This window comes from Pseudomonas sp. KCJK8993 (assembly GCF_046230915.1).
In the GTDB taxonomy this organism is placed as follows: domain Bacteria; phylum Pseudomonadota; class Gammaproteobacteria; order Pseudomonadales; family Pseudomonadaceae; genus Aquipseudomonas; species Aquipseudomonas piscis.
On the sequence record NZ_JBJJLO010000041.1, the window covers coordinates 20,788 to 41,390 of the forward strand.

The 20,603-nt window shown below is 62.8% G+C and carries 17 protein-coding genes; 12 read left to right on the forward strand and 5 right to left on the reverse strand.

The window, feature by feature from the left end; translation table 11 throughout:
- Positions 1-86: 86 nt before the first annotated feature.
- From ACK6AU_RS15210 to ACK6AU_RS15240, 7 genes are all read left to right on the forward strand, one after another.
- Positions 87-602, forward strand: a complete 516-nt coding sequence (locus ACK6AU_RS15210; RefSeq protein WP_085596795.1) for a DUF2059 domain-containing protein — start codon at positions 87-89, stop codon at positions 600-602.
- A 12-nt stretch (positions 603-614) separates the two neighbouring features.
- Complete coding sequence (locus tag ACK6AU_RS15215; protein WP_185699803.1) at positions 615-911, forward strand: BolA family transcriptional regulator; 297 nt, start codon at positions 615-617, stop codon at positions 909-911.
- 184 nt (positions 912-1,095) lie between these two features.
- Positions 1,096-2,037: a rhodanese-related sulfurtransferase gene (locus ACK6AU_RS15220; protein ID WP_409299823.1), complete on the forward strand. Its 942-nt coding sequence runs from the start codon at positions 1,096-1,098 to the stop codon at positions 2,035-2,037.
- A gap of 36 nt (positions 2,038-2,073) precedes the next feature.
- Positions 2,074-2,676, forward strand: coding sequence for a DsbA family protein (locus ACK6AU_RS15225; protein ID WP_185699832.1), 603 nt, complete (start codon positions 2,074-2,076; stop codon positions 2,674-2,676).
- Positions 2,669-4,495, forward strand: coding sequence for an ABC transporter ATP-binding protein (locus ACK6AU_RS15230; RefSeq protein WP_409299825.1), 1,827 nt, complete (start codon positions 2,669-2,671; stop codon positions 4,493-4,495). The genes ACK6AU_RS15225 and ACK6AU_RS15230 overlap by 8 nt, the downstream gene beginning before the upstream one ends.
- Positions 4,496-4,696: 201 nt before the next feature.
- Complete coding sequence (locus ACK6AU_RS15235) at positions 4,697-7,156, forward strand: EAL domain-containing protein (protein WP_185699806.1); 2,460 nt, start codon at positions 4,697-4,699, stop codon at positions 7,154-7,156.
- A 77-nt stretch (positions 7,157-7,233) separates the two neighbouring features.
- Positions 7,234-7,986 (forward strand): iron-containing redox enzyme family protein, encoded by a 753-nt coding sequence (locus tag ACK6AU_RS15240; RefSeq protein WP_221775290.1) that lies wholly within the window; start codon positions 7,234-7,236, stop codon positions 7,984-7,986.
- A gap of 60 nt (positions 7,987-8,046) precedes the next feature.
- Here ACK6AU_RS15240 and ACK6AU_RS15245 read toward each other — a convergent pair whose 3' ends face one another.
- The 5 genes from ACK6AU_RS15245 to ACK6AU_RS15265 all read right to left on the reverse strand — a co-directional run bounded on the left by ACK6AU_RS15245 (position 8,047) and on the right by ACK6AU_RS15265 (position 12,904).
- Positions 8,047-8,973, reverse strand: coding sequence for a GGDEF domain-containing protein (locus tag ACK6AU_RS15245; RefSeq protein WP_409299828.1), 927 nt, complete (start codon positions 8,971-8,973; stop codon positions 8,047-8,049).
- Between the two features lie 367 nt (positions 8,974-9,340).
- Positions 9,341-10,081: a YciK family oxidoreductase gene (locus ACK6AU_RS15250; RefSeq protein WP_185699809.1), complete on the reverse strand. Its 741-nt coding sequence runs from the start codon at positions 10,079-10,081 to the stop codon at positions 9,341-9,343.
- A gap of 55 nt (positions 10,082-10,136) precedes the next feature.
- Positions 10,137-10,808, reverse strand: a complete 672-nt coding sequence (gene mupP, locus ACK6AU_RS15255; protein WP_185699810.1) for an N-acetylmuramic acid 6-phosphate phosphatase MupP — start codon at positions 10,806-10,808, stop codon at positions 10,137-10,139.
- A gap of 3 nt (positions 10,809-10,811) precedes the next feature.
- A complete protein-coding gene (gene ubiG / locus ACK6AU_RS15260; RefSeq protein ID WP_185699811.1) occupies positions 10,812-11,510 on the reverse strand; it encodes a bifunctional 2-polyprenyl-6-hydroxyphenol methylase/3-demethylubiquinol 3-O-methyltransferase UbiG in 699 nt (232 codons plus the stop codon).
- A gap of 62 nt (positions 11,511-11,572) precedes the next feature.
- Entirely contained in the window at positions 11,573-12,904 is a 1,332-nt protein-coding gene (locus ACK6AU_RS15265; RefSeq protein ID WP_409299831.1) for a TRZ/ATZ family hydrolase, read from the reverse strand.
- Positions 12,905-13,014: 110 nt separating this feature from the next.
- Here ACK6AU_RS15265 and mtnA point away from each other — a divergent pair, with 110 nt between their 5' ends.
- From mtnA to hisC, 5 genes are all read left to right on the forward strand, one after another.
- Positions 13,015-14,091: an S-methyl-5-thioribose-1-phosphate isomerase gene (gene mtnA, locus ACK6AU_RS15270; RefSeq protein ID WP_185699813.1), complete on the forward strand. Its 1,077-nt coding sequence runs from the start codon at positions 13,015-13,017 to the stop codon at positions 14,089-14,091.
- Positions 14,092-14,443: 352 nt separating this feature from the next.
- Positions 14,444-17,203 carry a DNA gyrase subunit A gene (gene gyrA, locus ACK6AU_RS15275; protein ID WP_185699814.1) on the forward strand — a complete coding sequence of 920 codons (2,760 nt, stop codon included), beginning with the start codon at positions 14,444-14,446 and terminating at the stop codon, positions 17,201-17,203.
- A gap of 73 nt (positions 17,204-17,276) precedes the next feature.
- Positions 17,277-18,362: a 3-phosphoserine/phosphohydroxythreonine transaminase gene (gene serC, locus ACK6AU_RS15280; protein WP_185699815.1), complete on the forward strand. Its 1,086-nt coding sequence runs from the start codon at positions 17,277-17,279 to the stop codon at positions 18,360-18,362.
- Positions 18,362-19,456, forward strand: a complete 1,095-nt coding sequence (gene pheA, locus ACK6AU_RS15285) for a prephenate dehydratase (protein WP_185699816.1) — start codon at positions 18,362-18,364, stop codon at positions 19,454-19,456. Before serC ends, pheA begins: the two co-directional genes overlap by 1 nt.
- A gap of 11 nt (positions 19,457-19,467) precedes the next feature.
- Positions 19,468-20,580, forward strand: coding sequence for a histidinol-phosphate transaminase (hisC, locus tag ACK6AU_RS15290; protein WP_409299835.1), 1,113 nt, complete (start codon positions 19,468-19,470; stop codon positions 20,578-20,580).
- Positions 20,581-20,603 lie beyond the last annotated feature (23 nt).

Consider the following 20,603-nt stretch of genomic DNA (forward strand, 5'->3'; position numbering starts at 1 on the left):
ACCGGGTGGGGTTGAGGGACGCGGAACAATAGGCGCAGAATGGACGCCCTTGGGGTTCTACCTCGCCTGCTAGAAAAGGAAACTCGATGACCCGTCTTCGTGCCCTCTGTTCCGCGGTTGTTCTGGTCTGTGCCAGCGGCCAGGTTCTTGCCGATACCGCCAGCCACAACGCCAGTGCCGAGGCTTTCCTGACCCTGGCCCATGCGGACAAGCTCGGTACCCCGGTCTACATGCAAGTGCAGCAAATGTTCGCCCAGCGTTTCGAGCAGACCAAGGCTCCGGAATCCAAGCGTGCGCTACTGGAAACCTACCAGGCCAAGGCCAACGCGGCCCTGGACCAGGCCATCGGCTGGAACAAGCTGAAACCGGACATGGTCAAGCTCTACACCAGCAATTTCAGTGAATCGGAGCTCAAGGATCTGGTGGCTTTCTACCAGTCGCCACTGGGCAAGAAAGTCCTGGAGAAGATGCCCCAGCTGACCCAGCAATCGGCGCAGATGACCCAGGGCAAGCTGGAAAGCGCAGTGCCGGTGGTCAACAAGCTGCTGGCCGACATGACCGCCGAGCTCGAGCCCAAGGCCGCTCCGGCGAAGAAGAAGTAAGCGGAGCCCGCGATGATCATGCAACAACGGATCGAAACGGCGCTGGCGGGCTTGCAGCCTGCGCACCTGCAAGTGCTGGACGAAAGCCACATGCATAGTCGTGGCCAGGAAACCCACTTCAAGGCGGTGCTGGTCAGCGAGCAGTTCGCCGGCCTCAACAGCGTCAAGCGCCACCAGAAGGTCTACGCCACCCTGGGCGAGCTGATGGGCCAGTTCCATGCCCTGGCGCTGCATACCTACACGCCCCAGGAATGGGAAAAGATCGGCGCGGCCCCGGCCTCGCCGACCTGCGCCGGCGGTCATCCCTAGGAGCAGCCGCGGGCTTTGGCGGCAGGGCGCGATTCCGGGATTTCCGGCTCGGTTGGTCGCTTGCCACTCGAGACTTGGAGCTTGCCGCCGGCTTCCTGTTACAATCCGCAACGCGCCGCTTAGCCGGCGCGTTTTTTTTGCATCCGGTTCACCCTTTGCGAGGGTAGCCACCTGGAGATTACCCATGACTCAACCCATCGTCGTGGCGGCACTGTACAAGTTCGTCACCCTCGAAGATTACGTCAGCCTGCGCGAGCCTTTGCTGCAGGCGATGCTCGACAACGGCATCAAGGGCACCCTGCTGATCGCCGAGGAAGGCATCAATGGCACGGTTTCCGGCAGCCGCGAAGGTATCGACGGCCTGCTGGCCTGGCTCAAGAACGACCCGCGCATGCGCGATATCGACCACAAGGAGTCGTACTGCGACGAGCAGCCGTTCTACCGCACCAAGGTCAAGCTGAAGAAGGAAATCGTCACCCTGGGCGTGCCGGGCGTCGACCCGAACAAGCAGGTCGGGACCTATGTCGAGCCCCAGGACTGGAACGCCCTGATCAGCGATCCGGAGGTCCTGCTGATCGACACCCGCAACGACTACGAGGTGTCCATCGGTACCTTCGAAGGCGCCATCGACCCCAAGACCACCACCTTCCGTGAGTTCCCGGAGTACATCCGGGCCAACTTCGACCCCAGCAAGCACAAGAAAGTGGCGATGTTCTGCACCGGCGGCATTCGCTGCGAGAAGGCTTCGAGCTACATGCTCAGCGAAGGTTTCGGCGAGGTGTTCCACCTCAAGGGCGGGATCCTCAAGTACCTCGAGGAAGTGCCGCAGCAAGAGAGCAAGTGGCAGGGCGACTGCTTCGTGTTCGACAACCGGGTCACCGTGCGCCACGACCTCAGCGAAGGCGACTACGATCAATGTCATGCCTGCCGGACGCCGGTGAGCGTCGCGGATCGCGCCTCCGAGCACTATGTGCCGGGCATCAGTTGCCCTCATTGCTGGGACACGCTGAGCGAGAAGACCCGCCGCAGCGCTATCGACCGGCAGAAACAGATCGAGTTGGCCAAGGCTCGCAACCAGCCGCACCCGATCGGCTACAACTACAAGCAAGCATCCTCCGAGGCCTGAGCCATGTCCGCCCGCCTGCTCTATGTGATGGACCCGATGTGTTCATGGTGCTGGGGCTTCGCTCCGGTGGCCGAGGCCCTGGTGGAGCAGGCACAAGCTGCCGGCGTCGAGTTGCACCTGGTAGTGGGCGGCCTGCGCACCGGCAGTGGCGCGGCGCTGGAACCCACGACGCGGCGCTACATCCTCGAACACTGGCAGGCGGTGCACCAGGCCACCGGCCAGGCGTTCAAGTTCGAGGGGGCGTTGCCCGACGGATTCGTCTATGACACCGAGCCGGCTTGCCGAGCCATCGTCACCGCGCGGGGCCTGGCGCCGGATTGCGCCTGGAAGCTGTTGGGGCTGATCCAGCGCGCGTTCTATGTCGAAGGCCGGGATGTGACCCTGGCCAGCGTGCTGGTGGAACTGGCCGAACGCGCCGGAGTGCCGCGCATCGAATTCGCCGAGGCCTTCGACCGGGCCGAGCAGCATGCGGCCACGGCGGCGGACTTCACTTGGGTCCAGGACCTGGGCATCGCCGGGTTCCCCACCCTGCTGGCCGAGCGCAACGGCCAACTGGCCTTGCTGACCAACGGCTACCAGCCACTTGGCGAGCTCGCACCGTTGCTGGGGCGCTGGCTGGAGCGTGCCGCCAGTGCCTGAGCCGGTCGATCCAGGCGCCAGCGGCAAAACCGTCGACCGTCTGAGCTGGGCGGAAATCCGTCGCCTGGCCCTGCAACACAAGAAATCCCTGTGGATCGCCAATGGCGTCGCCGTCCTGGCGACCCTGTGCAGCGTGCCGATTCCCCTGCTGTTGCCATTGCTGGTGGACGAAGTGCTACTGGGGCATGGCGATGCTGCGTTGCAGGTGATGCGGCTGTTGCTGCCGACGGCCTGGCATGACGCCGCCGGCTACATCGGCCTGATGCTGCTGGTGACCCTGGTCCTGCGCTGCGCGGCCCTGGTGTTCAACGTGGTCCAGGCCCGATTGTTCGCCGGCCTGGCCAAGGACATCGTCTATCGCATCCGTATCCGCCTGATCGAGCGACTCAAGCGCATCTCCCTGGGGGAGTACGAAAGCCTAGGCGGCGGCACCGTCAGCAGCCACCTGGTGACCGACTTGGACACCGTGGACAAATTCGTCGGCGAGACCCTGAGCCGTTTCCTGGTGGCCATGCTGACCCTGGTGGGCACCGCCGGGATCCTGATGTGGATGCACTGGAAACTGGCCTTGCTGATCCTGCTGTTCAACCCGCTGGTGATCTTCGCCACAGTGCAGTTGGGCAAGCGGGTCAAGCACCTGAAGAAGCTGGAGAACGACAGCACCTCACGCTTTACCCAGGCCTTGACCGAGACTTTGGAAGCGATCCAGGAAGTCCGTGCAGGCAATCGCCAGGGCTACTTCCTCGGGCGCCTGGGGCGGCGTGCCGAAGAGGTGCGGGATTACGCAGTGGCCTCGCAATGGAAGAGCGACGCGTCGGGGCGGGCCAGCGGGCTGTTGTTCCAGTTCGGTATCGATATCTTCCGCGCCGTGGCGATGCTCACCGTGTTGTTTTCCGACCTGTCCATCGGCCAGATGCTGGCGGTGTTCAGCTACCTGTGGTTCATGATCGGCCCGGTGGAACAGTTGCTGAACCTGCAGTACGCCTATTATGCCGCGGGTGGGGCGCTGACCCGGATCAACGAGCTGCTGGCGCGCGCCGACGAGCCGCAACATGCCGGTGGCGTGGACCCGTTCCTGGGGCGCGAGACCGTGGGCATCGAGGTGCGCGGGCTGAGCTTCGGTTATGGCGACGAGCGCGTGCTGGACAACATGAACCTGTCCATCGCCCCGGGGGAGAAGGTGGCGATCGTCGGCGCCAGCGGCGGCGGCAAGAGTACCCTGGTGCAACTGTTGCTCGGCCTATACACGCCACAAGCCGGCAGTATCCGCTTCGGCGGTTCGACCCAGGAGGAGATCGGCCTGGCTACCGTGCGCGAGAATGTCGCCGTGGTGCTGCAACATCCGGCGTTGTTCAACGATACCGTGCGGGCCAACCTGACCATGGGCCGTGAGCGCAGCGACGGCGCCTGCTGGCAGGCGCTGGAGATCGCCCAGCTGGATGTCACGGTGAGGGCCTTGCCCCAGGGCCTGGACACCATGGTCGGACGTTCTGGGGTACGACTGTCCGGAGGCCAGCGCCAGCGCCTGGCGATTGCGCGGATGATTTTGGCCGAACCCAAGGTGGTGATCCTCGACGAGGCCACGTCCGCACTGGACGCGGCCACCGAATACAACCTGCACCAGGCACTGACGCGTTTTTTACGGGGCCGGACTACGCTGATCATTGCTCACCGATTGTCGGCGGTGAAACAGGCGGACCGGGTATTGGTGTTCGATGGCGGGCAGATCGCCGAAGATGGCGACCATCAGCAACTGATTGCCGATGGCGGCCTCTATGCCAAGCTTTATGGGCATTTGCAGCAAGTTCGAGCGCCTTGAGTTTTATCCGGCTTTCTGTGCTTAGTGCTTGAATTTCCAGGTGTATTGATCGCTTCAGCAGTCCAGGCTCGGGACCTTTTGCAAAGGGCTCGAGCCAGCGGCCGTTCGCCCGGTCTCGAAACGGGGGAAATTAGCCTAATCTGTGCTGTCTGAGGCGAGACTACTGGGTGTTCATTTGGCAGTGCTGAAGCAAGGACCCTCATGAAGCAAAAGCGGACTTTCGCAACGCCACGGTTGTTGGGCATCGTCTGGCCTTTCATTGCAGTGGTGGTATTCCAGGCACTCCTGGGTGGCCTCAGCCTGTATGTGCTATCGGCGGTGCGTGGCTACGTCGCCGGCGAAAGCCTATGGTCCAAGGGCCAGAAAGACGCGATCTACTACCTCAGTCTGTATGCCGACAGCCGCGACGAAGGCACCTTCCTCAAGTACCAGAACGCGATCGCCGTGCCCCAGGGCGGGCATGAGCTGCGGGGAGCGCTGGATAGTCAGCCGCCGGACCTAGAAGCGGCGCGGCTGGGGATCCTCAAGGGTGGCAACCACCCGGACGACGTGGCCAGCCTGATCTGGCTGTACCTCAACTTCCGGCACTTCAGCTACCTGGAAAAAGCCATCGACCGCTGGACCGTGGGCGACAGCTACCTGTTGCAACTGGACCAGGTCGCGCGGGAAATGCACCAGCACATCAATAGCAACAACGCCAGCGATGCCGATGTCCAGCGCTGGAAGAGCGAGATCTTCGCCATCAACGCTGGAGTCACCCCGGCGGCCAAGGCGTTCAGCGATGCCCTCGGGGAAGGCTCGCGGGTGATCCTGCGGTTGCTGCTGGTGACCAATCTGGCCACGGCGTTGTTCCTGATCGGCCTGGCTTTGCTGCGCACCCACAAGCTGCTGGCCCAGCGTCATGCCTTTGCCACCGCCTTGCAGTTGGAGAAAGAGCGGGCGCAAATCACCTTGCAGTCCATCGGCGACGGGGTGATCACCACGGATGTCGAAGGCGCCATCGCCTACATGAACCCGGCGGCGGAGGAGCTGACTCGCTGGAAGGGCGCGCAGGCCGTCGGCTTGCCCCTGGCGGCGCTATTCAATCTGCTGGACGAAAACGCCCAGACCGACGGCTTTACCTTGATCGAGCATATTCTCAGCGGCCAACTCAGTGGTGGCAGCGAGCATTCCAAGCTGATCCAGCGCCTGGACGGCAGCACAGTGTCGGTGACGCTGGTGGGGGCGCCAATCCGCAATGCCGGGAAGGTCAGCGGTGCGGTGCTGGTGTTGCACGACATGACCCAGGAGCGGCAATACATCGCCAACCTGTCCTGGCAGGCGACCCACGATGCCCTGACCGGCCTGGCCAACCGTCGCGAGTTCGAGTTTCGCCTGGAACAGGCCCTGTACGGCCTGGCCCGGCAACCGGCGCGGCATGCCCTGATGTTCCTGGACCTGGACCAGTTCAAGCTGGTCAACGACACCTGTGGTCATGCTGCCGGCGACGAATTGTTGCGGCATATCTGCGCCTTGCTGCAATCAGGACTGCGCGAGGGCGATACCTTGGCGCGGCTGGGCGGGGACGAGTTCGGCATCCTCCTGGAGAATTGCTCGCCGGAAGCCGCGGAGAAAATCGCCGAGGGGTTGCGCCAAACCGTGCAGAATCTGCATTTCGTCTGGAAGGGGCGGCCGTTCGTGACCACCGTCAGCATCGGACTGGTGCATATCGCCCAGACCCCGACCACCCTGGAGGCCTCCCTGCGCGCGGCGGACATGGCCTGCTACATGGCCAAGGAAAAGGGCCGCAACCGAGTGCAGGTCTACCATGCCGATGACTCGGAGCTGTCCTTGCGTTTTGGCGAAATGGCCTGGGTCCAGCGCCTGCATATGGCGCTGGAGGAAAACCGCTTCTGCCTGTATTCCCAGGAAATCACCGCGCTGGACCATCTGGAAGAAGGGGGGGGCCATCTGGAGATCCTCCTGCGCCTGCACGACGAGGCCGGGCGCATGATCCTGCCGGACAGCTTCATTCCGGCGGCCGAGCGCTATGGCCTGATGACGTCACTGGATCGTTGGGTGGTGCAGAATGTATTCAAGATCATTGCCCAGTGCATCGAGGAGGGGCGCGAAGGGCCGATGGCCATGTGTGCGATCAACTTGTCGGGGATCACCATCGGCGACGATGAATTCCTCGACTTCCTGCGCGAGCAGTTCGCCATCTACCGGATATCACCGGAACTGATCTGTTTTGAAATTACCGAAACCAGCGCCATCGCCAACCTCGGCAGTGCGATTCGTTTTATAAACGAACTCAAGGGTTTAGGTTGTCATTTTTCCCTGGACGACTTTTGTGCGGGAATGTCGTCGTTCGCTTATCTCAAACATTTGCCTGTAGACTTCCTGAAGATCGATGGAAGTTTCGTAAAGGATATGCTGGACGACCCGATTAACCGCGCCATGGTCGAGGTGATCAACCATATCGGGCATGTCATGGGTAAGCGCACGATTGCCGAATTCGTCGAAACGCCGCAGATCGAACAGGCCCTGCTCGAGATCGGTGTGGATTATGCTCAAGGCTACAACATCGAGCGCCCGCAATTGTTCACCTGTGACAGCCTGCAGTGTCGACCCGTGCGGCCACGGCCCGTATTGCTGAAGGCGCCCGGCACGTTCCGCTGAAACCTCTTTTGGATCCGTACATCACAATCAAAAGGAGCCCGACAGTGATCGACACATTCAGCCGAACCGGCCCGCTCATGGAAGCTGCCAGCTACCCCGCCTGGACCCAGCAACTGATCCAGGACTGTAGCGAGAGCAAGCGCCGCGTCGTAGAGCATGAGCTGTACCAGCGCATGCGAGACAACAAGCTCAGTCCGAAAATCATGCGCCAGTACCTGATCGGTGGTTGGCCGGTGGTCGAGCAGTTCGCCCTGTACATGGCGCAGAACCTGACCAAGACTCGCTTTGCCCGCCACCCTGGCGAAGACATGGCGCGCCGCTGGTTGATGCGCAACATTCGCGTCGAGCTCAACCATGCCGACTATTGGGTGCACTGGAGTCGGGCTCACGGGGTGACCCTGGAAGACCTGCAGGCCCAGCAGGTGCCACCGGAGCTGCATGCCCTGAGCCACTGGTGCTGGCATACCAGCTCGGCGGATTCGCTGATCGTGGCCATTGCCGCCACCAACTACGCCATCGAAGGGGCGACCGGCGAATGGTCGGCCCTGGTCTGCTCCAACGGCATTTATGCGGCGTCCTTCCCCGAGGAAGACCGCAAGCGCGCCATGAAGTGGCTGAAGATGCACGCGCAGTACGACGATGCCCACCCATGGGAAGCCCTGGAGATCATCGTTACCCTGGCCGGGTTGAACCCGAGCAAGGCGCTGCAGGCCGAGCTGCGCCAGGCGATCTGCAAGAGCTATGACTATATGTACCTGTTCCTGGAGCGCTGCATGCAGCTGGAAAAGAACACGGTGACTCGCGAGCGCCTGGCGCTGGCCGAGGGCTGAGTCAGCAGTTGGCAGGACAGATCGCCACAAGCGGCTAGCGCTTGTGGCGATATTTGACGCCTAGCCTGCCATGGCCAGGCGATTGCGGCCCTCGCGCTTGGCGACGTAAAGCGCGCTATCGGCGCGGCGCAGCAGGCTTTCAGCGGATTCTCCGGGCAGCAGCGTGGCGCAGCCCAGGCTGACGGTCAGTTCGATCAGCTTGCCATCGGCCCGATGTTCCTGGGCCTGGGTGGCATTGCGCAGGCGCTCCCCGACCATGGCCGCAGCCTCGCGACCGGTGTTGGAGAGCAGGATCAGGAATTCCTCCCCGCCGAAACGAAACACCATGTCCACATTGCGCAGTTGCCCCTTGATGGAGGCGGCAACGCTTTTGAGTACCTCGTCGCCAGTGCTGTGGCCATGGCTATCGTTGATGCGCTTGAAATGGTCGATGTCCAGCATCAGCAGCGACAGCGGCAGCAGGTGGCGCCGAGCCATCTCGATTTCCCGCGACAGGGTCTGGTCCATGGCGATGCGATTACCGGTGTCGGTCAGCGGGTCGCGCAGGGCGCTGCGGGTGGCGGCGCGGTACAGCAAGGCGTTGCGCATCGGGTAGAGCAGGGTGGAGAGCAAGGATTCCAGGTGGCCTTGTTCGCTATCGCTGAAGCGCTGGTTGCGACGAAAGACCAGTTCGCCCATGGGTTCGCCTTCATGGCTGAGGCTGTAGCTGGTGGAATGGTGGCCGCGCTGGCCGAACTCCAGGCGCAGGTCGCTGGGGGCGTATCTGTAGTGCAGGGCATCGAGAGGCACCAGGCGCTGCGCTTCGCGGAAGAACAGCTCCAGGATGCGCTGCGGTTCCAGGCTGGTCTGCAACTGCAGGCCTAACTGTTGGCGCAACTGCGTGAGGCTCACTGGCTGTTTGAGCAGTGGCGATTGTTGGGTAAAGCCCAGGCGCTGCAATTTGGCGCTGTCAAAGTCAATTGCGTTGTTCTGGGTGGGAATCTTCATCTGAGCTTGCGCCCCCTGAGCACTGTGTAAAGTCTTACTGGCCTGGGTGAGAGCGGCTCGGAGCTGCGCGTCATACTGTTCCTTCAGTCCCGTAGGACAATCGCGCACATTTTATGCCGCTTCATCTTGGGCTTCCACGCCCCGATCAAAGCCATATTCCACGGTGCCAAGGCACGGTGTATTGAGTGTTCTTAGAGCGAAACTCGTGCCATTCGGTTCAGATGGAGAAAAATCCATCCAATTCAACGGGTTGTAAATATGAGAGGAATTGCCGTCATCCAGGGCGACGGTTGTTTGGCTTGAAGTCCGTGCTGAATGGGACTTGTCGAGGTGTCGCGACGGTATTCCGTCGCGACGAACGGAGGGGTTACTGCGCGTCGAATGCCTGGCCGTTGATGCCGGTGCTATCCGGGCCCATGAGGTAGAGGTAGACCGGCATGATTTCTTCTGGTTGCGGGTTCTTGCTGGGGTTTTCACCCGGGTAGGCCAGGGCGCGCATGCTGGTGCGGGTGGCGCCGGGATTGATGCTATTGGCGCGTACCGGGGCGACGGTATCCAGCTCGTCGGCGAGGGTTTGCATCAGGCCTTCGGTGGCGAACTTGGATACTCCGTAGGCGCCCCAGTAGGCGCGGCCCTTGCGGCCGACACTGCTGGAGGTGAAGACCACCGAAGCGTCCTGGGACAGCTTGAGCAACGGCAGCAGGGTGCTGGTCAGCATGAAGGTGGCGTTGACGTTGACCTGCATGACCCGCATGAAGTTTTCCCCCGACAGCTGCTCCAGCGGTGTGCGCGGGCCAATGATCGAAGCGTTGTGCAGCAGGCCGTCGAGGCGACCGAATTCGGCTTCGATCATGGCCGCCAGCTCGTCGTACTGGTGCGGCAACGCGGTTTCCAGGTTGAACGGGATCACGACGGGCTGCGGGTGCCCGGCGGCCTCGATGGCGTCGTAGACCTCGGTCAGGTTGGCCTCGGTCTTGCCCAGCAGGAGCACGGTGGCGCCGTGGGCGGCGTAGGTCTTGGCGGCGGCGGCGCCGATGCCGCGACCGGCGCCGGTGACCAGGATGATCCGGTCCTTGAGCAGTTCGGGGCGGGCGGAGTAATCAAACATAAAAAGCCTCAGCGGAAATGGGAGCCTGCCGGGAGTCAGTCGGGCAGGGCGCTGCTCAGCAGCTGCACAATGCGTTATCCAGGACCTGGCGCAGTTCCAGTGGGTGGCTGACCACCACGTCTGCACCCCAGTGCCGGGGATTGTCGTCCGGATGGATGTAGCCGTAGGTCACGGCCGCGGTCTTGGTGCCGGCATCGCGGCCGGATGCGATGTCGCGCAGGTCGTCGCCGATGAACAGCACGGTGGAGGGGTCCAGGTCCAGCATCTTGCAGGCCAGGATCAGTGGTTCGGGGTCCGGCTTGCTGTTCTTCACGTGATCGGGGCAGATCAGCAGGGCCGAACGCTCGGCCAGTCCCAGTTGCTCCATGATCGGCGCGGCAAAGCGCACGGGCTTGTTGGTCACCACGCCCCAGGGCAGGTTCGCGCGCTCGATGTCGGCCAGCAACTGTTCCATGCCGTCGAACAACCGGCTATGCACCGCGCAATGCTGGAGGTAGCGCTCGAGGAACTCCTGGCGCAACTCTTCGAACCCCGGGGATTCGGGGTCCATGGCAAAGGTCACGGCCACCATGGCCCGGGCGCCGCCCGAGACTTCGTCGCGGATGTGCTGGTCGGGGATGGGCGGCAGGCCGCGATCACGGCGCATGCCCTGGCAGACAGCGATGAAGTCCGGCGCGGTATCGAGCAAGGTGCCATCCATATCGAAAAGAACGGCTCTGATGGCCATGTGTCACTCCTCTCGCAGGGTCTGGATCATGTAGTTGACGTCCACGTCCGCTGACAGCTTGTAGTGCTTGGTCAGCGGGTTGTAGGTCAGGCCGATGATGTCCTTGACGGTCAGGCCGGCGGCGCGGCTCCAGGCGCCGAGCTCCGATGGGCGGATGAATTTCTTGAAGTCATGGGTGCCGCGTGGCAGCAGCTTCATGATGTATTCCGCGCCGACGATGGCGAACAGGTAGGCCTTGGGGTTGCGGTTGATGGTAGAGAAAAACACCTGGCCGCCGGGCTTGACCATGCGCAAGCAGGCGCGGATCACCGACGAAGGATCGGGAACGTGCTCGAGCATCTCCAGGCAGGTGACCACGTCGAACTGCTCGGGCATTTCCTCGGCCAGAGCCTCGGCGGTGATCTGCCGGTATTCGACGTTCACCCCGGATTCCAGCTGGTGCAGCTGGGCGACCGCCAGCGGGGCCTCGCCCATGTCGATACCGGTCACGGTAGCGCCACGCTGGGCCATGGCTTCGCTGAGAATGCCGCCGCCGCAACCGACGTCCAGGACCTTCTTGCCGGCCAGGCCGACCCGTTCGTCGATCCAGTTGACCCGCAGCGGATTGATATCGTGCAGGGGCTTGAACTCGCTTTCACGGTCCCACCAGCGGTGGGCCAGGGCTTCGAACTTGGCGATTTCAGCGTGGTCGACGTTGCTCATGGGTAGTGCTCCAAAACTCAAGGAATTCGATAGGGCCTCGCGCGCTGGCTCGAGGCCCGGGATTATTGGGCGTGTCCGCTGATGCGCCTGGCCCAGTCGCGGGCGGTGTCGCCGAGTTGGCGCTCATCCATGCGGGTCAGCCGCTTGTTGTCCAGTAGCTGCTTGCCGGCCACCCAGAGGTGCGTCACGCAGTCGCGGCCGGTGGCATAGATCAGTTGCGACACCGGGTCGTAAATCGGTTGCTGGGCCAGCCCGGACAGGTCGAATGCCACCAGATCCGCAGCCTTGCCGAGCTCCAGGGAGCCCACTTCATCTTCCAGGCCCATGGCCCTGGCGCCGTTGAGGGTGGCCATGCGCAGGGCGCGATGGGCATCCAGCGCGGTTGCCGAACCTGCCACGGCCTTGGCCAGCAAGGCTGCGGTGCGGGTTTCGCCGAGCAGGTCCAGGTCGTTGTTGCTGGCTGCGCCGTCGGTGCCCACCGCGACATTGACCCCGGCCTGCCACAGGCGCTCGACCGGGCAGAAGCCGCTGGCCAGTTTAAGGTTGGACTCCGGGCAATGAACCACGCTGGTGTTGGTTTCTACCAGCAAAGCCAGGTCTTCATCGCTGATTTGGGTCATATGAACGGCCTGCAAGCGTGGTCCCAGCAAGCCTAGCCGGGCGAGGCGGGCCAACGGTCGCTCGCCATGCCGCTCCAGGGACTGCTGGATCTCGAATGCGGTTTCGTGCACGTGCATGTGGATCGAGGCGTCCAGTTCCTCGGCGATCATGCGGACCTTCTCCAGGTTTTCGTCGCTTACGGTGTAGGGGGCATGGGGGCCGAAGGTAATGCGGATGCGCGGGTGATGCTTGAGATCGCTGAGCAGTTCCACGCCCTGGCGAATGGCTTCGGCCGCGTCGTGGGCGCCAGGAATCGGGAAGTCCAGTACCGGAATGGCGATCTGGGCGCGAATGCCGCTGTTGTGAACCCGTTCGCTGGCGACCTTGGGGAAGAAATACATGTCGCAGAAGCAGGTGATGCCGCCTTTTATCTGCTCGGCGATGGCCAGGTCCGTGCCGTCGTGGACGAAGGCTTCATCCACCCATTTGGCTTCGGCGGGCCAGATGTGGTTCTCCAGCCAGGTCATCAGCGGCAAGTCGTCGGCCAGGCCGCGAAACAGGGTCATGGCCGCATGCCCGTGGGCGTTGATCAGGCCCGGGGCGAGCAGCATGCCGGGCAGCTCGCGGACCTCGCCAGCCTGGCGCCTCAGGGCTTCGTTGCGTGGCCCGATGAAGGCGATGCGGCCGTCGCGGATGCCCAAGCCGTGGTCCTTGAGGACGACGCCGGCTGGCTCCACAGGCACTAACCAGGTGGGCAGCAGCAACAGGTCGAGCGCAGGTTCACGGTTCGGCATCGAGTATCGGTCCAGGGCTTCAAAGACAAAGGATGGCGAAGTATACCCGAGCGTCTTCGCCGGGGGATCGCTATAATCGGCGGCTTTTGTTCATGAGTGCGGGGTGAGGGATGCGCGATCGTCTGTTGGCTGCGGAGAAGGTCAAGGCCATTGACTGGCGAGATGGCACTCTGTACCTGCTCGATCAGCGGGCCTTGCCCCTTGAAGAGAACTGGCTGGCCTGCGACAGCGTCGCCGCGGTGGCCGAGGCCATTCGCGCGATGGTGGTGCGCGGTGCGTCGGCCATTGGCATCAGTGCAGCCTATGGTGTGGTCCTGGCTGCCCGCGCACGTTTTGCCGCCGGTGGCGACTGGATCGCTGCGCTCGATGCGGACTTGGAGCTGCTCGAAGCCACCCGGCCGACGGCGGTCAACCTCTCCTGGGCCTTGCGCCACATGCGTGAGCGGCTGGAGCGGGTCAGGGAGCATGCCGACCCTCTGGCGGCCCTGGAGGTCGAGGCCCTGGCGATCCATGAAAGCGATCGCGAGGCCAACCTGACCATGGCCCAGCTCGGGGTGGAGCTGATTCGTCGGCACCAGGGAAACCCGCAGACCTTGCTGACCCATTGCAATACCGGGGCCCTGGCCAGCGGTGGCTTCGGCACTGCCCTGGGAGTGATTCGCGGAGCCTGGCTGGAGGGCATGGTGGAGCGGGTCTACGTCGATGAAACCCGGCCCTGGCTGCAAGGGTCGCGGCTGACTGCCTGGGAACTTGCCAGTGAAGGCGTGCCGGTGACCCTGAACGCCGATGCCGCGGCGGCGCACATCATGAAGACCAAGGGCCTGACCTGGGTGGTGGTCGGTGCGGACAGGATCGCCGCCAATGGCGATGTGGCGAACAAGATCGGCACCTACCAGCTGGCCGTCAACGCCATGCATCATGGCGTGCGCTTCATGGTGGTGGCCTCCAGTTCGACCATCGACATGAGCCTGGCCACTGGCGAGGACATTCCCCTCGAGGAGCGTGACGCCCGCGAGCTGCTGGAGGTGGGTGGCAAACCGCTGGGGGCGGCGGTGGCGGTCTTCAATCCGGTGTTCGACGTCACGCCGGCGGACCTGATCGACGCCATCGTCACCGAGAAGGGCGTCGTCGAGCGCCCTGATGCGGCAAAAATGGCCCAATTGCTGTGCCGCAAGCGCCTGCATTGAGTCGGGAGCGATGCCTGTCAGCAGGCAGGACCAAAAAATGCTCGCCAGCTCGGAAAAAACCTGGTTGTCGGAAAGGGAATCGGCCTCTGAGGCCCTGTCGCCGTCTTTCAGGTGGTCATCGGTCAACTAGCTACGTTCCATGCGCATCAGGGGGATAGGTGCGTGGCGGCGATTGTGATAACATCCGGCGGTTTCCAGGGTGGTCCGATGCGGTCACCTCTACTGCGCAAATCCATGTCATAACTTGTTGATTTGTCGTAAGTCGGTGCTGGCACTAGGCCTGCAGCGGCGAGCTTCGTTCGTCCCATCTGGATGTGGCGAAGTTTCACCAGAAAAAGGAATCAGGCTTCTCATGGGCGAACTGGCCAAAGAAATCCTACCGGTCAATATCGAAGACGAGCTGAAACAGTCCTACCTCGACTACGCGATGAGCGTAATCGTCGGGCGGGCACTGCCTGATGCGCGCGACGGCTTGAAGCCCGTGCACCGGCGTGTGCTGTACGCAATGAGCGAACTCGGTAACGACTGGAACAAGCCGTACAAGAAATCTGCCCGTGTGGTCGGTGACGTGATCGGTAAGTACCACCCCCACGGCGATACCGCGGTGTACGACACCATCGTCCGCATGGCTCAGCCATTCTCCCTGCGCTACCTGTTGGTAGACGGCCAGGGTAACTTCGGTTCGGTGGACGGCGATAACGCGGCGGCCATGCGATACACCGAGGTGCGCATGACCAAGCTGGCGCACGAGCTGCTGGCCGACCTGCACAAGGAAACCGTGGATTGGGTGCCCAACTATGATGGCACCGAACTGATTCCCGCGGTCATGCCGACCAAGATCCCCAACCTGCTGGTCAATGGTTCCAGCGGTATTGCCGTGGGCATGGCGACCAACATCCCGCCGCACAACCTGGGCGAGGTGATCGATGGCTGCCTGGCACTGATCGACAATCCCGAGCTGAGCGTCGACGACCTGATGCAGTTCATCCCCGGTCCGGACTTTCCCACCGCCGGTATCATCAACGGCCGCCAGGGCATCATCGAGGCCTACCGCACAGGCCGTGGCCGTATCTACATGCGCGCCCGCTCCACTGTCGAGGACATCGACAAGGTCGGTGGTCGCCAGCAGATCGTCATCACCGAGCTGCCATACCAGCTGAACAAGGCCCGCCTGATCGAGAAGATCGCCGAGCTGGTCAAGGAGAAGAAACTCGAAGGCATCACCGAGTTGCGCGACGAGTCCGACAAGGACGGCATGCGCGTGGTGATCGAACTGCGCCGTGGCGAAGTGCCGGAGGTGGTGCTCAACAACCTCTACGCCCAGACCCAGTTGCAGAGCGTGTTCGGCATCAACATCGTCGCGCTGATCGACGGTCGTCCGCGGATCCTCAACTTGAAGGACCTGCTGGAAGCTTTCGTTCGTCATCGCCGCGAAGTGGTGACCCGGCGTACCGTATTCGAGCTGCGCAAGGCTCGCGAGCGTGGCCATATCCTCGAAGGCCAGGCCGTTGCCCTGTCCAACATCGATCCGGTCATCGCCCTGATCAAGGCCTCGCCGACACCGTCCGAAGCCAAGGAAGCGCTGGTTTCCACACCGTGGGAATCCAGTGCCGTGCAGGTCATGGTCGAGCGCGCTGGTGCCGATTCCTGCCGCCCTGAGGACCTGCCGGAGCAGTATGGCCTGCACGACGGCAAGTACTTCCTGTCCCCGGAACAGGCCCAGGCCATCCTGGAACTGCGCCTGCACCGCCTGACGGGCCTGGAACACGAGAAACTGCTGGCCGAGTACCAGGAGATCCTCAACCAGATCGGCGAGCTGATCCGCATCCTCAACAGCGCTGAGCGCCTGATGGAAGTGATCCGCGAAGAGCTGGAAGTGATCCGTGCCGAATACGGCGACGAGCGCCGTACCGAAATCGTCAATGCGACCCACGATCTCGACTACGGCGACATGATCCCCGAAGAAGAGCGCGTAGTGACCATTTCCCATGGCGGTTATGCCAAGACCCAGCCGTTGTCGGCCTACCAGGCCCAACGCCGTGGTGGCAAGGGCAAGTCGGCGACCGGCGTGAAGGATGAGGATTACATCGAGCACCTGCTGGTAGCCAACAGCCATGCCACCCTGTTGCTGTTCTCCAGCAAGGGCAAGGTGTACTGGCTCAAGACCTACGAGATTCCTGAAGCTTCCCGTGCTGCCCGCGGTCGTCCGCTGGTGAACATCATCGACTCGCTGGAGCAGGGCGAGCGCATCACCGCGATGTTGCAGGTCGACCTCGAGGCCCTGCAGCAGGGCGCCGACTCCGAGGAGGTCGAAGAGGCTGAGGACGTTCTGGCCGACGCCGAAGTGATGGATGAAGAGGAAGCCGAGGACGATGACGACCGCGACACGCCGGAGTGGGTCGCCGAGCCGACCGGTGCCTTCGTGTTCATGGCGACCGCCTTCGGCCTGGTCAAGAAGGTCTCGCTGGCAAGCTTCGCCAAGCCGCGCAAGGCCGGCTTGATCGCCTTGAAGCTGAAAGAGGGCGATACCCTGATCGCTGCCGCCATCACCGATGGTGCGCGGGAAGTCATGTTGTTCTCCAGCGCCAGCAAGGTCATCCGCTTCGTCGAGAGCGAAGTTCGCGAGCGCGGTCGTGTGGCCGGTGGTGTGCGCGGGATGAAGTTGGGCAAGTCCCAGCAACTGATTTCCATGCTCATCCCCGAGTCCGGCGCGCAGATCCTTACCGCCTCGGAGCGCGGTATCGGCAAGCGTACCGAGCTTGCCAAGTTCCCGCGTCGCAAGCGTGGCGGCCAGGGCGTGATCGCCATGAAGGGGCGTACCGGCAATCTGATCGGCGCCATCCAGGTGCGTGAAGACGAGCAGATCATGCTCATCTCCGATCAGGGAACCCTGGTGCGTACACGGGTAGGCGAGGTGTCGATCCTCAGCCGCAACACCCAGGGGGTGACGCTGATCAAGTTGGCCGACGACGAGACGCTGGTAGGCCTGGAGCGTATCCAGGCGTCGGATGAGCTCGAGGGCGTGCTCGAAGACGGCGAGGTGATCGATGGTGAGGTAGTCGACGCCGAGGGCGAGGCGCCCGACGCCGCCGACGAGGTGACCCAGGAATAACCCAGCGCAATAACCCGGCGGGGCGATCAGCATGATCGCCCCGCTTCATAACTGAAGCAGAGCGAGAGTGGATGTGAGCAAACGAGCCTTTAACTTCTGCGCAGGCCCTGCCGCGCTTCCTGAAGCGGTGCTGAAGCGCGCCCAGGCCGAGATGCTGGACTGGAACGGCAAGGGCCTGTCGGTCATGGAAATGAGCCATCGTAGCGACGACTATGTGGCCATCGCCGAAAAAGCCGAGCAGGACCTGCGCGAGCTGATGTCCATCCCCTCCAACTACAAGGTGCTGTTCCTCCAGGGCGGCGCCAGCCAGCAATTCGCCGAGATCCCGTTGAACCTGCTGCCGGAAAACGGCACGGCGGACTATATCGAGACTGGTATCTGGTCGAAGAAGGCCATCGAGGAAGCCCGTCGCTTTGGTGCCGTCAACATCGCCGCCAGCGCCAAGTCCTACGACTACCTGGCCATCCCGGGCCAGAACGAGTGGAAGCTGACCGCGGGCGCGGCCTATGTGCACTATGCATCCAACGAAACCATCGGTGGCCTGCAGTTCGACTGGGTGCCGCAGACCGGTGACGTGCCTCTGGTGGTCGACATGTCCTCCGACATTCTTTCGCGTCCGGCCGATGTGTCGCAGTACGGCTTGATCTACGCCGGCGCGCAGAAGAACATCGGCCCGAGTGGCCTGGTGGTGGTGATCGTCCGCGAAGACCTGCTGGGCCGCGCCCGTAGCGCTTGCCCGACCATGCTCGACTACAAGGTCGCTGCCGACAACGGCTCGATGTACAACACTCCGGCTACCTATTCCTGGTACCTCTCGGGCCTGGTCTTCGAGTGGCTGAAGGAGCAGGGTGGCGTTGCCGCCATGGAGCAGCGCAACAAGGCGAAGAAAGATGCCCTGTACGGCTTCATCGACAACAGCGATTTCTACACCAACCCGATCAGCGTCAACGCCCGTTCGTGGATGAACGTGCCGTTCCGTCTGGCCGACGAGCGCCTGGACAAGGCTTTCTTGGCCGGTGCCGATGCCCGGGGCCTGCTCAATCTCAAGGGGCACCGCTCGGTAGGCGGCATGCGCGCCTCCATCTATAACGCATTGGGCCTCGATGCGGTCAACGCGCTGGTGGCCTACATGGCGGAGTTCGAGAAGGAACATGGCTGATGTCTGAGCAAGAACTCAAGGCCTTGCGCCTGCGCATTGACTCCCTGGACGAGAAGGTCCTGGAGCTGATCAGTGAGCGCGCGCGCTGTGCTCAGGAAGTGGCCCGGGTGAAGATGGCTTCCCTGGCCGAAGGCGAGGTGCCGGTGTTCTATCGCCCCGAGCGCGAGGCCCAGGTTCTCAAGCGGGTGATGGAGCGTAACCAGGGGCCGCTGGACAATGAGGAAATGGCGCGGTTGTTCCGCGAGATCATGTCCTCCTGCCTGGCGCTGGAGCAGCCGCTGAAAGTGGCCTATCTGGGCCCCGAGGGTACCTTCACCCAGGCCGCGGCCTTGAAGCATTTCGGTCACGCGGTGATCAGCAAGCCGATGGCGGCCATCGACGAGGTGTTCCGCGAAGTGGCGGCTGGTGCGGTGAACTTCGGCGTGGTGCCGGTGGAGAATTCCACCGAGGGTGCGGTCAACCATACCCTCGACAGTTTCCTCGAGCACGACATGGTGATTTGCGGCGAGGTCGAGCTGCGTATCCACCATCACCTGCTGGTGGGCGAGAACACCAAGACCGACAGCATCAGCCGTATCTATTCCCATGCCCAGTCGCTGGCCCAGTGTCGCAAATGGCTGGACGCCCACTATCCGAATGTGGAACGGGTCGCGGTATCGAGCAATGCCGAGGCCGCCAAGCGGGTCAAGGGGGAGTGGAGCTCGGCGGCGATCGCCGGCGACATGGCGGCGAGCCTCTATGGCCTGACCCGCCTGGCTGACAAGATCGAGGATCGTCCGGACAACTCCACGCGGTTTCTGATGATCGGCAATCAGGAAGTGCCGCCGACTGGAGACGACAAGACTTCGATCATCGTTTCCATGAGCAACAAGCCGGGTGCGCTGCACGAGCTGCTGGTGCCGTTCCATGACAATGGCATCGATCTGACGCGGATCGAGACCCGGCCTTCGCGTAGTGGCAAATGGACCTACGTATTCTTCATCGACTTTGTCGGCCACCACCGCGATCCGCTGGTCAAGGGTGTGTTGGAGAAGATCAGTCAGGAAGCAGTGGCACTCAAGGTGCTGGGTTCCTACCCGAAAGCGGTTCTCTGAGGCATTTAACAATGAGTGGCGACTTCCTCGCCCTGGCGCAGCCAGGCGTGCAACAACTTTCGCCGTACGTTCCGGGCAAGCCCGTGGACGAACTGGCCCGTGAGCTGGATATCGATCCGGCCACCATCGTCAAGCTGGCGAGCAACGAAAATCCGCTGGGCGCCAGTCCGAAGGCGCTTGCCGCGATTCGCGAAGAGCTGGCCGAGCTGACTCGCTACCCGGATGGCAACGGCTTCGCGCTCAAGTCCCTGCTGGCCGAGCGCTGTGGCGTCGAGATCGGGCAGGTGACCCTGGGCAATGGCTCCAACGACATCCTCGAGCTGGTCGCTCGCGCCTACCTGGCCCCAGGCCTGAATGCGGTGTTCAGCGAGCACGCCTTTGCCGTGTACCCGATCGTCACCCAGGCGGTCGGTGCCGAGGCGCGGGTAGTGCCGGCCAAGAATTGGGGGCATGACCTGCCCGCCATGCTCAAGGCCATCGATGCGCAAACCCGGGTGCTGTTCATCGCCAACCCGAACAACCCGACGGGTACCTGGTTCGATGCCGAGGCGCTGGACGAGTTTCTCCAGGACGTACCGGCCCATGTGCTGGTGGTGCTGGACGAGGCCTACATCGAGTATGCCGAAGGCAGCGACCTGCCTGATGGCCTGGATTTCCTGGCGGCTTACCCGAACCTGCTGGTCTCGCGGACGTTTTCCAAGGCCTATGGCCTGGCAGCTCTGCGGGTCGGTTATGGCCTGTCTACCGCGGTGGTGGCGGATGTGCTGAATCGCGTGCGCCAACCCTTCAACGTCAACAGCCTGGCCCTGGCCGCGGCTTGCGCAGCATTGCAGGACGATGACTACCTGGCTGAAAGCCGGCGCCTGAACGAGGCTGGAATGCAGCAGTTGGAAGCGGGGTTCGGCGAGTTGGGCCTGGATTGGATCCCGTCCAGGGGCAACTTCATCGCCGTTGACCTGGGGCGCGAGGCCGCGCCGGTATTCCAGGGGTTGTTGCGTGAAGGGGTGATCGTGCGCCCTGTGGCCAACTACTCAATGCCCAACCACCTGCGCGTGACCATCGGTTTGCCGGCGGAAAATACCCGCTTCCTCGAGGCCTTGGCCAAGGTCCTGGCTCGTGGTTGATGTCATTCCAGTGCAATCTGCTG

Bases quoted from the DNA above. Each gene is read 5' to 3' on its own strand.
- ubiG (WP_185699811.1), bottom strand. From the start codon at position 11,510: ATGAGCAACGTCGACCACGCTGAAATCGCCAAGTTCGAAGCCCTGGCC.
- ACK6AU_RS15250 (WP_185699809.1), bottom strand. From the start codon at position 10,081: ATGTTTGATTACTCCGCCCGCCCCGAACTGCTCAAGGACCGGATCATC.
- mtnA (WP_185699813.1), top strand. From the start codon at position 13,015: ATGCGCGATCGTCTGTTGGCTGCGGAGAAGGTCAAGGCCATTGACTGG.
- gyrA (WP_185699814.1), top strand. From the start codon at position 14,444: ATGGGCGAACTGGCCAAAGAAATCCTACCGGTCAATATCGAAGACGAG.
- hisC (WP_409299835.1), top strand. From the start codon at position 19,468: ATGAGTGGCGACTTCCTCGCCCTGGCGCAGCCAGGCGTGCAACAACTT.
- ACK6AU_RS15215 (WP_185699803.1), top strand. From the start codon at position 615: ATGATCATGCAACAACGGATCGAAACGGCGCTGGCGGGCTTGCAGCCT.
- ACK6AU_RS15240 (WP_221775290.1), top strand. From the start codon at position 7,234: ATGGAAGCTGCCAGCTACCCCGCCTGGACCCAGCAACTGATCCAGGAC.
- ACK6AU_RS15210 (WP_085596795.1), top strand. From the start codon at position 87: ATGACCCGTCTTCGTGCCCTCTGTTCCGCGGTTGTTCTGGTCTGTGCC.
- ACK6AU_RS15225 (WP_185699832.1), top strand. From the start codon at position 2,074: ATGTGTTCATGGTGCTGGGGCTTCGCTCCGGTGGCCGAGGCCCTGGTG.
- pheA (WP_185699816.1), top strand. From the start codon at position 18,362: ATGTCTGAGCAAGAACTCAAGGCCTTGCGCCTGCGCATTGACTCCCTG.
- ACK6AU_RS15245 (WP_409299828.1), bottom strand. From the start codon at position 8,973: ATGAAGATTCCCACCCAGAACAACGCAATTGACTTTGACAGCGCCAAA.
- ACK6AU_RS15235 (WP_185699806.1), top strand. From the start codon at position 4,697: ATGAAGCAAAAGCGGACTTTCGCAACGCCACGGTTGTTGGGCATCGTC.
- ACK6AU_RS15220 (WP_409299823.1), top strand. From the start codon at position 1,096: ATGACTCAACCCATCGTCGTGGCGGCACTGTACAAGTTCGTCACCCTC.
- ACK6AU_RS15265 (WP_409299831.1), bottom strand. From the start codon at position 12,904: ATGCCGAACCGTGAACCTGCGCTCGACCTGTTGCTGCTGCCCACCTGG.
- mupP (WP_185699810.1), bottom strand. From the start codon at position 10,808: ATGGCCATCAGAGCCGTTCTTTTCGATATGGATGGCACCTTGCTCGAT.